The following is a 12,779-nucleotide window of genomic DNA, read 5'->3' on the forward strand; positions in this document are numbered from 1 at the left end:
GCCGTCGGGCGCTTAACGCGAACGCCCCCCACTCAACCCAGTAGCAGCTCAGGGCGTTCCCAGTCCTGGGAACGCCCTGAGCTGCTACCCAGTTGGGCAACCGCGGAGGAGGGTCTTGCGCGGCATCCGAACTTTGATAGTATGTCAGGACAAACTATCAAAGGAGACGAAATGCCGCTCGTACGAATCGACGTCCACTCGGGGCGCAGCCAGGATGAACTCAACCTCCTGAGCCGGGGCATCCATGACGCCATCCTGGCTGAATATGGCATCCCGGAACGCGACTACTTCCACATCGTCACCGAGCACGCGCCGGGTCAGATCGTGGCGCAGGATGCGGGCCTTGGCTTCGAGCGCACGCGCGACGTCATTATGATCCAGATCTTCACGCAGGGCGGGCGCAGTCAGGAGGCCAAGCAGAGCCTCTTTGCGGCCGTGGCGGGGAAATTGGGGGCACTGGGAGTCGCCGGTGAGGACGTCTTCATTGGATATGTCGAGAACACCGCGGGGGACTGGTCCTTCGGATTCGGCCGTGCCCAGTACGTCACCGGTGAGCTTGCCGTGCCGAAGAAATAGGGGCGGAAATACTACCCCTTCGCGTCCCTGCCGGCACCTGCGCAGCACTGCTATTTCGAGGCACTTCTGCTTGTTGTAAGTATGTCAGTACAAACCTTTGACAGGACATAAATTCTAGGGCACAGTAGTTCATGTGGTCCCGCTCACGGGGCCGCGGAACGCCGGAGCCTTGGCCGTTCGGCTGCTTAGAGGTTGAGATCCAAAAGAAAGGTCCACGATTACCGTGACCCACGAACTGCTCACGATCGGGCGCATCAGCGTTGATATCTACCCGAACGATATCGGGGTAGGGCTGGAGGATGTCACGTCCTTCGGCAAATACCTCGGCGGCTCACCGTCCAATGTTGCTGTGGCCGCCGCCCGCCATGGCCGCCGGACCGGCGTCATCACCCGCACGGGCGATGACCCGTTCGGTACGTATCTGCACCGCGAACTGGAAAAGTTCGGCGTTGATGATTCCTTCGTTAGCCCGGTTCCGGGGCTCCAGACCCCGGCTACGTTCTGCGCCATTCAGCCGCCGCACGATTTCCCGCTGTACTTTTACGGCCGGTTCCCCACGGCACCGGATCTGCAGATCAGGGCGGACGAGCTCGATGTCGATGCCATCCGGAACGCGCAGATTTTCTGGTCCACGGTGACCGGGTTGTGCCAGGAGCCCAGCCGCGGAGCGCACATCAAGGCCCATGAAGCACGGCCGCGCACGGGCCTGGCGGAGGGCCAGTTCACCATCCTGGACCTCGACTACCGCCCCATGTTCTGGGCCTCCGAGGAGGAGGCCCGGGAGCAGGTGGCGCGGATCCTGCCGCACGTCACGGTCGCGATCGGCAATGACCAGGAGTGCTCCGTGGCCGTGGGCCCGGGCACTCCGGATGAGCAGGCGGACCGACTGCTGGCGGCCGGCGTCGAGATCGCCGTCGTCAAGCTCGGCCCGGAAGGCGTGATGGCCAAGACCCGCACCGAGCGTGTGGTGTCCGCCCCTGTCCCAGTGGAGACCGTCAACGGCCTGGGTGCCGGCGACTCGTTCGGCGGGGCCTTCGTCCACGGGCTGCTTTCGGGCTGGCCGCTGGCCCAGGTCCTGGACTACGCCAACGCGGCCGGCGCCATCGTCGCCTCGCGGCTGTCCTGCGCAGATGCGATGCCGACGCCGGCCGAGGTCACCTCGCTGCTCGCCGAGCGCGGACGCCTGGTTCCCGATGCGGTTCCCGGCCAGGACTCTGTTCCCACCATTTCTGTCCCCGAAGGAGCGGCCCTGTGAGCCTGAACCCCGGCACCGCGACCCTCGCGGTGGATGACAACCCCCGCCGCTACGAGCACCTGAGCACCATCCGGCTCGAAGACCCTTCCGCCATCTCCCGGGCTGCCAAGGGCCGCCGCCGCCACCCCGGCCTGAAGCACGGCCGGCAGAATTTTATTGTCGCGGCCGACCACCCGGCCCGCGGCGCCCTCTCCGTCGGCAATGACCCGGTGGCCATGGCGGACCGCCGCCAACTGCTGGACCGCCTGCAGATCGCGCTTGCCAACCCGGCAGTGGACGGCATCCTGGCGTCGCCGGACATCATGGATGACCTGCTGCTCCTGGGCGCTCTGGAGGGCAAGCTGGTCTTCGGGTCGATGAACCGCGGCGGCCTCGCCGGCCTGGTCAACGAGTTCGACGACCGCTTTACGGGCCACACCGCCGCCGCCCTGGAGGAACTGGGCGCGGACGGCGGCAAAATGCTGACCCGCATCTGCCTCGGCGACCCGGACACCGTCTCGCTGCTCGAGGCGACGGCGAAGGCGATCGACTCGCTCGCCGAGCGGAAGCTCATTGCCATGGTGGAGCCGTTCCTGTCGGTCCGGGAGAACGGCCGGGTCCGCAACGACCTGAGCCCGGACGCGGTCATCAAGTCCATCGCCATCGCCGAGGGCCTGGGTTCCACCAGCGCGTACACGTGGATGAAGCTGCCCGTCGTGGCCGAGATGGAACGCGTCATGGCCGCCACCACCATGCCCACCGTGCTGCTGGGCGGAGACCCTGCTGGCACCCAGGACGAGGTGTTCGCCACCTGGGGAGCCGCCCTCGCCCTGCCCGGCGTGCAGGGACTCACCGTCGGCCGGACCCTGCTGTACCCGGCGGACGGCGATGTCGCCGGCGCCGTCGCCGCGGCCGCCTCACTGCTGCACCACACCACATCAGCCCGCACCGCAGAAGTATCGGAGTAACTTTCCATGGGGACGAATACTGGCACTGCAACACGCAGGATGACCGTGGCGCAGGCCGTGGTCGAATACCTTTCCAAGCAGTACACCGTCGATTCCGTGGGCGGGGTGGATTTCCGTGAGCGGCTGATCCCGGGCACGTTCGGCATTTTCGGGCACGGCAACGTTGCCGGTGTGGGGCAGGCCCTGAAGCAGTACCAGCAGCTCGATCCGACGATCATGCCGTACTACCAGGGCCGCAACGAACAGGCCCAGTCGCACCAGGCCGTCGGCTTCGCCCGGCACACCCGGCGCCGCCAGACCTTCGCGATCAGCACCTCGATCGGCCCGGGGTCCTCGAACCTGCTCACCGGTGCCGCGCTGGCCACCACCAACCGTTTGCCGGTGCTGCTGCTGCCCTCGGACACGTTCGCGACCCGTGCCGCGGACCCGGTCCTGCAGCAGCTCGAGCAGCCCTACGCCTACGACCTCACGGTCAATGACGCGTTCCGGCCGCTGTCCAAGTTCTTCGACCGGGTCACCCGCCCGGAGCAGCTGTTCTCCGCGTTCCACCACGGCCTGCGGGTTCTCACGGACCCGGCCGAGACCGGCGCGGTGACCATCTCGCTGCCCCAGGACGTCCAGGCCGAGGCCTTCGACGTCCCCGAGGAATTCCTGGCCGAACGCGAGTGGCGGATCCGCCGCCCCGACGCGGACGACGACGACATCCGCCGCGCCGCCGAAGCGATCCGGGCCGCGAAGCGGCCGCTGATCATCGCCGGCGGCGGCATCCTCTACGCCTACGCCAACGAGGAACTGGCCCGGTTCGCCGAACTGACCGGGATCCCGGTGGGTAACACGCAGGCCGGCGTCGGCGTCCTGCCGTGGGACCACCAGTTCTCCCTCGGCGCGATCGGTTCCACGGGCACGACGGCGGCCAACGCCATCGCTGCCGAAGCGGACCTGATCATCGGCATCGGCACCCGCTACGAGGACTTCACCACCGCGTCCCGGACCGCGTTCCAGAACCCGGACCTGAAGTTCATCAACATCAACGTCGCACCGATCGATGCGTACAAGCACGGCACCTCGCTGCCGATCGTGGCCGATGCCCGCAAGGCCCTGGTCAAGCTCAACCAGGCCCTGGGCGGCTACCGCGTGGGCGCCGACCTGGAGCAGCAGATCGCCGCCGAAAAGGAACGCTGGAACACCACGGTGGACACGGCCTTCGACACGCGCTTCAGCCCACTGCCGGCGCAGAACGAGATCATCGGCGCCACCAACCGGGCCATGGACGCCTCCGACGTGGTCATCTGCGCCGCCGGTTCCCTGCCGGGGGATCTGCACAAGATGTGGCGTGTCCGCGACCCGTTCGGCTACCACGTCGAATACGCCTACTCCTGCATGGGCTACGAGATCCCCGGCGGCCTCGGCGTCAAGCGCGCCGCCCTGGCCGAAGCTAAAGCGGGCGGTACCCAGCGCGACGTCGTCGTAATGGTCGGGGACGGCTCCTACCTGATGATGCACACCGAACTGGTCACCGCCGTCGCCGAACGGATCAAACTGATCGTGGTCCTGATCCAGAACCACGGCTACGCCTCCATCGGCTCCCTCTCCGAATCCCTCGGCTCGCAGCGCTTCGGCACCCAGTACCGGGCCCTGGACGAGGAACAGCACAGCTTCGACGAGGGCGAGACCCTTCCGGTGGACCTGGCCCTGAACGCCGAGTCCCTCGGCGTGAAGGTCATCCGGATCGAGCCCGGGGAGAAGGCCATCGCCGAACTCGAACAGGCCATCCGCGACGCCAAAGCCGCCCCGGAGCGCGGCGGCCCGATCGTGATCCACGTCGAATCCGACCCGCTGCTGGACGCCCCGGGCTCCGAATCCTGGTGGGACGTGCCAGTCTCCGCCGTTTCCGATCTGGAATCCACCCAGCAGGCCTACAAGACCTACACCGACCACAAGAACCGCCAGCGCAAGCTGCTCGGCTAATTCCCCCCAACGCTTCACGACCAGCCACAGACGAAGGAAGTCATCTTTATGTCAACGACGACCGTCACCACCACCATCAACCATTTCATCAACGGTGCCGAGACCGCCGGCGAGGGCGACCGCACCACCCCGGTCTATAACCCGGCCACAGGCCACGTCAGCGCGGAGTTGCGCCTGGCCAACCGGGCGGACCTGGACACCACCGTCGCCGCCGCCCGCAAGGCCGCCGACTCCTGGGGTGATATTTCCCTGGCCAAGCGCACCGCCGTGCTGTTCAAGTTCCGCGAACTCGTCGCCAACCACATCGACGAGCTCGCCGAGCTGATCACCGCCGAGCACGGCAAGGTCCTCTCCGACGCGAAGGGCGAGATCGGCCGTGGCCTGGAGGTCATCGAGTTCGCATGCGGGATCCCGTCCCTGCTCAAGGGCGACTACTCGGACCAGGTCTCCACCGGCATCGATGTCTTCTCCTTCCGCGAACCCCTCGGCGTCGTCGCCGGCATCACCCCGTTCAACTTCCCGGTCATGGTGCCGCTGTGGATGGCCCCGATGGCGATCGCCACCGGCAACGCCTTCATCCTCAAGCCCTCCGAACGCGACCCCTCCGCCTCCCTCCTGCTGGCCAGGCTCTGGAAGGACGCCGGCCTGCCTGACGGGGTGTTCCAGGTCCTGCACGGCGACAAGGAAACCGTCGACGGGCTGCTGACCCACCCGGACGTCGACGGGATTAGTTTTGTTGGTTCCACCCCGATCGCCCAGTACGTCCACGAGACCGCCACCGCCCACGGCAAGCGCGTCCAGGCCCTGGGCGGGGCGAAGAACCACGCCATCGTCCTGCCCGACGCCGACCTGGACAACGCCGCCGACCACCTCGCCGCCGCCGCGTTCGGCTCAGCAGGGGAACGCTGCATGGCGATCTCCGTCGCCGTCGCCGTCGGGGACGCAGCCGACCTGCTCGTCAAGAAGGTCGAAGAACGCGCCACCGCGGTGAAGGTCAACAACGGCACCGTCCCCGGCGCCGAAATGGGCCCCATCATCACCCCGGCCTCCAGGGAACGGATCGTCAGGATCGTCACCGAAGCCGAAACCGCCGGCGCGGCCATGGTGGTGGACGGCCGCGACCTCGTGGTCCCCGGCCACGAAGACGGCTTCTGGGTCGGCCCCACCGTCCTCGACCACGTCAAAACCGAAATGACCGCCTACACCGAGGAAATCTTCGGACCCGTCCTCGTCGTCGTCCGCGTCGACACCCTCGAGGACGGCATCCGCCTGATCAACTCCAACCCCTACGGCAACGGCACCGCCATCTTCACCTCCTCCGGCGCCGCCGCCCGCAAGTTCCAGCGCTCCGTCACCGTCGGCATGATCGGCATCAACGTGCCGCTCCCGGTCCCGGTGGCCTACCACTCGTTCGGCGGCTGGAAAGCCTCGCTCTTCGGCGACAAGCACATCTACGGCCCCGAAGGCGTCTCCTTCTACACCCGCGGCAAAGTCATCACCTCCCGCTGGCCCGAACCCACCCACGCCTCCGGCGCCTCCTACAACTTCCCCTCCAACTGACCACCGGCTCCAACTGAGGAAACCTTCATGACTGAGAACAAGCTGATCATCGGCACCGCACCGGATTCCTGGGGCGTCTGGTTTGCGGATGACCCCAAGCAGACCCCGTGGGAGCGGTTCCTGGATGAGGTGGCCGAGTCCGGCTACAAGTGGATCGAGCTGGGCCCCTACGGCTACCTGCCCAACGACCCCACCCGCCTCGCCGAAGAGCTCAAGCAGCGCGATCTGAAAGTCTGCGCCGGAACGGTCTTCACCGCGTTCCACCGCGGCCTGGACCAGTGGGAAACGGCCTGGGAGCCTGCCCGCAAGGTCGCCGAACTGACGGCAGCCATGGGCGGCGAACACATCGTGGTCATCCCGGCCATGTGGCGCGACGACGTCACAGGCGAGGCCGTGGAGAGCGGCACGCTCAGCGACAAGGCCTGGGGCGACCTGTTCGCCGGCCACAACCGCCTCGGAAAAACGCTCCTCGAGGACTTCGGCCTGAAGCAGCAGTTCCATTCGCACGCCGATTCCCATGTTGGGGCACAGGAGGACATCGAGACGCTGCTCGGCGCGACGGACCCGAAGTACCTCAACCTGTGCCTGGACACCGGCCACGCGGAATACTGCGGCGCCTCCAGCCTGGAGCTCATCAAGAACTACCCGGACCGGATCGGGTACCTGCACCTGAAGCAGATCAACCCGGACGTCCTCAAGAAGGTCAACGAGGAAAACATGACCTGGGCAGCTGCCAACCTGGCCGGCGTCATGACGGAGCCGCCCAACGGCTTGCCGGACCTGCGCGCGGTCATCGAAGCCGTCGAGGCGCTCGACCGGCCGATCTTCGGCATCGTGGAACAGGACATGTACCCGGTGGCCTTCGACGTTCCCATGCCCATCGCCAAGCGCACCAAGAGTTACCTGCTGTCCTGCGGCTCCCGCACCGCGGTCAACTAGTCTCAGCCCCGGCATTCCAAACCTAAGGAAAGAACAATGACTGAAACCCTTCGCGTCGCCGTTATCGGCGCCGGCCGCATGGGCGCGGACCACATCCAGCGCCTCAGCAAGCGGATCCACGGCGCTGAAGTTGCCGCCGTCGTCGACGTTGACCTCGCCCGCGCGCAGGCTGCCATCGAGGGCACCCCCGGGGCCGTTGCCCTGGCCGACGCCGAAGAGGCGCTGAACAACGGCCACGTCAACGCCGTCCTCATCGCCACGCCCGGCTTCCTGCACGAGGAGATCCTGCTCAAGGCCATCGCCAAGGACATCCCCATCCTGTGCGAGAAGCCGCTGACGCCCGATGCAGAGTCGTCATGGAAGATCGTCCAGGCCGAGGAGAGGCTGGGCCGCAAGCGCATCCAGGTGGGCTTCATGCGCCGCTTCGATGCCGAATACGCAGCCCTCGGTTCGGTTATCCGCAACGGCGAACTCGGTGAACTGCTGATGCTGCACCACCAGCACCGGAACCCCAACACCCCGGCGGGCTTCACCAACGAGATGCTCATCAACGACTCCGTGGTCCACGAGTTCGACGCCATCCGCTTCTTCACCGGCGAAGAGATCACGTCCGTCCAGGTCCGCCTCGGCAAGGCCACGAAAAACGCCCCGGCCGGCCAGCACGACCCCCAGCACGTCCTGATCGAGACCGAGTCCGGCGTCCTGGCCGACGTCGAAATCTACGTGAACGCCAAGTTCGGTTACGAAGTGGCCACCCAGGCTTCCTTCGAGGACGGCATCGTCAGCATCGGCGGCGACAGCGGCCCGTATCTCCGCAGCAACGGCCGCTGGGGCGGCAAGGTCACGCCCGGCTTCGAGGAGCGCTTTGGCGCCGCGTACGACGTCGAAATCCAGGCCTGGGTCGACGCCGCACTCCGCGGCGAAATCGGCGGACCCACCGCTTGGGACGGCTACGCCACCGCCGCCTGCTGCGAGGCCGGCGTCGAAGCGCAGAAGAACGGCGAAAAGGTGGCCGTGAAGCTGAACGCCAAGCCTGCGCTCTACAGCTAAGCACCCGCTCTTGGAGTTTTTGTCCAGATAATGTGCCTTCGAGTCCCTCAGGGTTGCATTATCTGGACAAAAACTCCGTTCGTTAACCGACTCTTTCCACAATGGAGTGTTCCTCGTGAAAATCGCCCTTGATCCCACCCCCTTCCACCACAGCCACAGCCTGCTGGAGTTCCCCAAGGTGGTGGCCGACCTTGGCTACAAGTACATGCAGATGACGCCGCACCCGGACTTCATCCCCTTCTACAACCACCCCAAGGCCGACGACGAACTGGTGGGCCAGCTGAAGAAGGCGTGCACCGACGCGGGGATCGAAATCGCGTCCATCCTGCCCGTGCTGCGCTGGTCAGGCCCGGACGAGGACGCCCGTGAGGCGGCAGTGCGTTACTGGAAGCGCGCCATCCAGATCGCCGTGGACCTGGGCGTGAGCACCATGAACACCGAGTTCAGCGGCCGGCCGGAGCTTGCTGAGGAATCCGAGCGCGCGTTCTACCGCTCCATGGAGGAACTGCTCCCCATCATCGAGCGCGAAGGCATCGACCTGCTCATCGACCCGCACCCGGACGACTTCGTCGAGGAAGGCCTCGCCGCGATCCGCGTCATCCGCGGGCTGAACTCGAAGAACGTCGGCATGGTCTACGTGGCCTCGCACAGCTTCCACATGAAGGACTCGCCGCTGGACATCATGCGCGCGGCAGGGGACAGGCTCCGCCTGGTCCACGTCGCCGACACCATGGACCACCACGCCTCGCACGGACTGCGCTACATCACCAACCCGCCGGGCAACGCCGTCCGGGTGCACCAGCACCTGAAGATCGGCGACGGCGACGTGAACTGGGATGAGTTCTTCGGCGGCCTGAAGGAAATCGGGTTCCTGGACCGGGACGACACTGTGATGGTGTCCAGCGTCTTCGCCGAAAACGAGAACGCCGAGGAGGTTTCCCGCTTCCAGCTGGACACCATGAAACAGTACGTGCAGAAAGTCACCGTATGATGGCCGCGCCTTCCGGGAAGGCCGACTTAAAACACCAGCGGGCGCTCCGCACCGTTACCATCATTTCAACCTTCGGCGGGTTGCTCTTCGGCTACGACACAGGCGTCATTAACGGTGCCCTGCCGTACATGCAGGAGGATCTGGGACTGACCCCGCTGGCCGAGGGCATGGTGACGTCGTCGCTGCTCTTCGGCGCCGCCTTCGGTGCCCTTTTCGGCGGCCGGCTGGCGGACCGGAACGGCCGCCGCAAGATGATCATGGTCCTTGCCGTCATCTTCCTGATCGGCACGCTGTCCTGCACCCTCGCACCCAGCACCGGGTTCATGGTGGCGGCCCGCTTCGTCCTTGGCCTGGCTGTGGGCGGCGCGTCCGTGACGGTGCCGGTGTACCTCGCGGAGGTGTCGCCGTCGGCCCGCCGCGGACGGATCGTGACGCAAAACGAGCTCATGATCGTCACCGGCCAGCTGCTCGCCTTCATTTTCAACGCCTACCTCGGCAACACCTTCGGCGAAGCCGGGGGCATCTGGCGATGGATGCTCGTGATCGCCACACTGCCGGCCGTCGCCCTGTGGATCGGCATGGCCTTCATGCCCGAAAGCCCCCGCTGGCTCGCCTCCATGGGCAGCTTCGGCGAGGCGCTCGGCGTGCTCCAGCGCATCCGCTCCAAGGCCGACGCCGCGGCGGAGTTCGAAGAAGTCAAGGCCATGGCCGTGGAGGACTACAAGTCCAAGATGGGGTCCTGGAAGGACCTGCAGGTCCCGTGGCTGCGGCGGATCTTCTTCGTCGGCGTCGGCCTTGCGGTGATCCAGCAGATCACCGGCGTGAACTCGATCATGTACTACGGAACGCAGATCCTGGCGGATGCCGGCTTCGGCCGGGAGGCGGCCCTGAGCGCCAACATCGCCAACGGTGTCATCTCCGTGCTGGCCACCTTCGTGGGAATCTGGCTCCTCGGCAAGGTGGGGCGCCGCCGGATGCTCATCACCGGCCAGGTCGGAACCACGTCGGCGCTCCTGCTGATCGGCCTGTTCTCGCTGGTCCTGCCCGAGGGCACCGGCCGCGGGTACGTGATCCTGGCGCTGACAGTCACGTTCCTCGCGTTCCAGCAGGGGGCCATTTCACCGGTCACGTGGCTCATGCTCTCGGAGATCTTCCCGCTGAAGCTGCGCGGCCTGGGCATGGGGGCATCGGCCTTCGTGCTCTGGACCGTGAACTTCCTGATCGGCTTCGGCTTCCCGCAGCTGCTCGCGGCCATCGGCATCTCCAGCACGTTCTTCGTGTTCGCCGTCCTCGGCGCGGGCGCGATTTTGTTTGCCGCGAAGTACGTTCCCGAGACCAAGGACAAGAGCCTCGAGGACGTGGAGCACTACTTCAAGCACCAGGCCGGCGTCGCCGCCGAAGCGGGAACCCCCGCCGAAGCCGGGTCCGACGCCGAAGAAAGGACTCGCGCCGAAGCGGGAACCCCCGCCGACGCAGAGACCCGGGTCCACTAAGGACCGTTCCACTCCGGAGTTTTCGTCCAGATAATGCCCCCTCGATGCCTTCGAGGGGGCATTATCTGCACAAAAACTCCAGCGCCGGAGCGGTTCCTGGTGTCGGTGGCTAGACGCCGGCGTGGAGGCGGGGGAGGGCGTCCACGAGGGGAGCCAGCTCCGGCTCCTGCTGCGCTTCGGCCAGGGTCCGCTCCAGTGCGGCGTCGTGGACCGGCCGCGCTTCTGCCAGCAGCTTGCTCCCGCTGCCGGTGAGTTCGGTGTAGATCCCGCGCCGGTCGTCCGCGCACAGGATGCGCGTCAGCAGGCCGCGGTCCTCCAGCCGGTTCACCAGGCGGGTGGTCGCGCTGGCGCTGAGAGCGGTGGCGCGCGCCAGCTGCTGCATGCGCATGTGCCACCCGTCCTGCCGGCTGAGCGCGTCGAGCACGGTGTACTCGACGACGGAGAGCCGCGCCTGCCCCTGCAGCGAGCGCTCCAGCTCCGCCTCGATCAGCCCGTGCAGGGCCGCCAGAGTGCGCCAACCCTGGGCGCGCACCTCCACGGCGTCATCCTTGATGCCCATGGGCTCTCCTCCTTCAGTTCTCCGGCTCACTCGGAACAGAGCACGGTAGATAGTTGCTTGCGCGGGATATCTTTTTGTGCAATATTTGCTTGTGCAACAAAATATAGCGCGCCTGCAACTAATACCTTACGCTGCGCTTCCCATTCAGTACAGTTCCGAAGGAGCACATCCATGCCTGTTGGCCTGATAGCCCTAGCCCTCGGCGGGTTCGGCATCGGACTCACCGAGTTCGTCATCATGGGGCTCCTCCCCGAGGTGGCTGCCGACTTCCGGGTGAGCGAAGCCTCCGCCGGCTGGTTCATCTCCGGCTATGCCCTCGCCGTCGTGGTGGGAGCCCTGGGACTCACCGCCGCGGTTTCCCGCTTCCAGCGCAAACCCGTACTGGCCTTGCTGCTGGTGCTCTTCATAGTCGGCAACCTGCTGTCCGCCATTGCTCCCGATTACTGGGCGATGATGGCGGGCCGGGTGGTTGCAGCCCTCGCGCACGGTGCCTTCTTCGGCATCGGGGCGGTGGTTGCTGCCGGTATGGTGGAGCCAACGAAGAAGGCCGCCGCCATCGCCATCATGTTCACCGGCCTCACCGCCGCCAATGTCCTCGGAGTTCCGCTCGGCACACTGCTGGGGCAGGCCGCGGGCTGGCGTTCCACCTTCTGGGCCATCACCGGCATCGGTGTGCTGGCGCTCATCGGAATCCTGGCCCTGGTGCCCAAGGCCGGGAGCGGGGACACCGCCAGCAGCGGCCTGCGCAGCGAGCTGCGCGCCTTCCGCTCCGGCCAGGTGTGGCTGTCCATCCTCGTCACCGTCCTCGGCTATGGCGGAATGTTCGGTGCGTTCACCTACATCGCCTTCACCCTCACCGAGGTTTCCGGATTCGCCGCGTCCACGGTGCCATGGCTGCTGATTGTCTTCGGCGTGGGCCTGTTTGTCGGCAACACGCTCGGCGGCAGGGCGGCCGACCGCGACGTGGACCGCACCTTGCTCGCCGTACTCGCCGTCCTGGTTGTCGTGCTGGTGGTTTTCGCCCTGAGCGCGGGCAACCAGGTGCTCACCATCGCCTCGCTGCTGCTCTTGGGCGGCTTCGGATTCGCCACGGTGCCGGGCCTGCAGATGCGCGTCATGAAGTACGCGGCCAAGGCACCCACGCTCGCGTCCGGAGCCAACATCGGCGCGTTCAATGTGGGCAATGCCCTGGGCGCCTGGCTCGGCGGCGTGACCATCACCGCCGGCCTGGGCTACACGTCGCCCATCTGGGCGGGAGCCGCGATCACCCTGCTCGGCCTGGTGGTGATGGTCGGTGCCGCTGCCCGGGCCAAGGCAACTGCCCGCCGGGCTGCTGTCGCATTCCCGACGGCGGAGCCGGCGCCTGGCGCTTTGGGTCCAACTGGCGCTTCGGTCCAGACTGAAGCGGCCGACGTCGAGCCCGCCGCCGCCCGCTGACCGC

Annotated in this window: 11 protein-coding genes; 10 read left to right on the plus strand and 1 reads right to left on the minus strand. The window is 66.5% G+C overall.

Annotation, left to right across the window (positions count from 1 at the left end):
- Positions 1-171: 171 nt before the first annotated feature.
- The 9 genes from ACFRAU_RS03585 (at position 172) to ACFRAU_RS03625 (ending at position 10,779) form a co-directional block, all read left to right on the plus strand.
- Positions 172-576, plus strand: a complete 405-nt coding sequence (locus ACFRAU_RS03585; RefSeq protein ID WP_377997758.1) for a tautomerase family protein — start codon at positions 172-174, stop codon at positions 574-576.
- 223 nt (positions 577-799) lie between these two features.
- Positions 800-1,831, plus strand: coding sequence for a 5-dehydro-2-deoxygluconokinase (gene iolC / locus ACFRAU_RS03590; RefSeq protein ID WP_377998838.1), 1,032 nt, complete (start codon positions 800-802; stop codon positions 1,829-1,831).
- Positions 1,828-2,778, plus strand: a complete 951-nt coding sequence (locus tag ACFRAU_RS03595; protein WP_377998839.1) for a deoxyribose-phosphate aldolase — start codon at positions 1,828-1,830, stop codon at positions 2,776-2,778. Before iolC ends, ACFRAU_RS03595 begins: the two co-directional genes overlap by 4 nt.
- 39 nt (positions 2,779-2,817) lie before the next feature.
- The gene (gene iolD, locus ACFRAU_RS03600; RefSeq protein ID WP_377999073.1) at positions 2,818-4,746 is read left to right on the plus strand and encodes a 3D-(3,5/4)-trihydroxycyclohexane-1,2-dione acylhydrolase (decyclizing); all 1,929 of its coding nucleotides are present in this window, start codon (positions 2,818-2,820) and stop codon (positions 4,744-4,746) included.
- Between the two features lie 48 nt (positions 4,747-4,794).
- Complete coding sequence (locus ACFRAU_RS03605; RefSeq protein ID WP_377998840.1) at positions 4,795-6,306, plus strand: CoA-acylating methylmalonate-semialdehyde dehydrogenase; 1,512 nt, start codon at positions 4,795-4,797, stop codon at positions 6,304-6,306.
- A gap of 27 nt (positions 6,307-6,333) precedes the next feature.
- Entirely contained in the window at positions 6,334-7,245 is a 912-nt protein-coding gene (locus ACFRAU_RS03610; RefSeq protein WP_377997754.1) for a sugar phosphate isomerase/epimerase family protein, read from the plus strand.
- 36 nt (positions 7,246-7,281) lie between these two features.
- A complete protein-coding gene (locus ACFRAU_RS03615) occupies positions 7,282-8,295 on the plus strand; it encodes a Gfo/Idh/MocA family protein (RefSeq protein WP_377998841.1) in 1,014 nt (337 codons plus the stop codon).
- Positions 8,296-8,410: 115 nt separating this feature from the next.
- Positions 8,411-9,286 (plus strand): sugar phosphate isomerase/epimerase family protein, encoded by an 876-nt coding sequence (locus ACFRAU_RS03620; protein WP_377997752.1) that lies wholly within the window; start codon positions 8,411-8,413, stop codon positions 9,284-9,286.
- Positions 9,283-10,779 (plus strand): sugar porter family MFS transporter, encoded by a 1,497-nt coding sequence (locus ACFRAU_RS03625; RefSeq protein ID WP_377998842.1) that lies wholly within the window; start codon positions 9,283-9,285, stop codon positions 10,777-10,779. The genes ACFRAU_RS03620 and ACFRAU_RS03625 overlap by 4 nt, the downstream gene beginning before the upstream one ends.
- 109 nt (positions 10,780-10,888) lie before the next feature.
- Here ACFRAU_RS03625 and ACFRAU_RS03630 read toward each other — a convergent pair whose 3' ends face one another.
- Positions 10,889-11,338, minus strand: a complete 450-nt coding sequence (locus ACFRAU_RS03630; protein WP_377998843.1) for a MarR family winged helix-turn-helix transcriptional regulator — start codon at positions 11,336-11,338, stop codon at positions 10,889-10,891.
- A gap of 171 nt (positions 11,339-11,509) precedes the next feature.
- Between ACFRAU_RS03630 and ACFRAU_RS03635 the strand changes: the two genes are divergently transcribed.
- Positions 11,510-12,775, plus strand: coding sequence for an MFS transporter (locus ACFRAU_RS03635; protein WP_377998844.1), 1,266 nt, complete (start codon positions 11,510-11,512; stop codon positions 12,773-12,775).
- Positions 12,776-12,779: the final 4 nt, after the last annotated feature.

The sequence above is a fragment of the Arthrobacter sp. NPDC056691 genome (genome assembly GCF_042791415.1).
Taxonomy (GTDB): domain Bacteria; phylum Actinomycetota; class Actinomycetes; order Actinomycetales; family Micrococcaceae; genus Arthrobacter.

Excerpts from the sequence above, each read along its gene's own strand:
- ACFRAU_RS03585 (WP_377997758.1), top strand. The coding sequence starts at position 172 with ATGCCGCTCGTACGAATCGACGTCCACTCGGGGCGCAGCCAGGATGAA.
- iolD (WP_377999073.1), top strand. The coding sequence starts at position 2,818 with ATGACCGTGGCGCAGGCCGTGGTCGAATACCTTTCCAAGCAGTACACC.
- ACFRAU_RS03605 (WP_377998840.1), top strand. The coding sequence starts at position 4,795 with ATGTCAACGACGACCGTCACCACCACCATCAACCATTTCATCAACGGT.
- ACFRAU_RS03610 (WP_377997754.1), top strand. The coding sequence starts at position 6,334 with ATGACTGAGAACAAGCTGATCATCGGCACCGCACCGGATTCCTGGGGC.
- ACFRAU_RS03615 (WP_377998841.1), top strand. The coding sequence starts at position 7,282 with ATGACTGAAACCCTTCGCGTCGCCGTTATCGGCGCCGGCCGCATGGGC.
- ACFRAU_RS03625 (WP_377998842.1), top strand. The coding sequence starts at position 9,283 with ATGATGGCCGCGCCTTCCGGGAAGGCCGACTTAAAACACCAGCGGGCG.
- ACFRAU_RS03630 (WP_377998843.1), bottom strand. The coding sequence starts at position 11,338 with ATGGGCATCAAGGATGACGCCGTGGAGGTGCGCGCCCAGGGTTGGCGC.
- ACFRAU_RS03635 (WP_377998844.1), top strand. The coding sequence starts at position 11,510 with ATGCCTGTTGGCCTGATAGCCCTAGCCCTCGGCGGGTTCGGCATCGGA.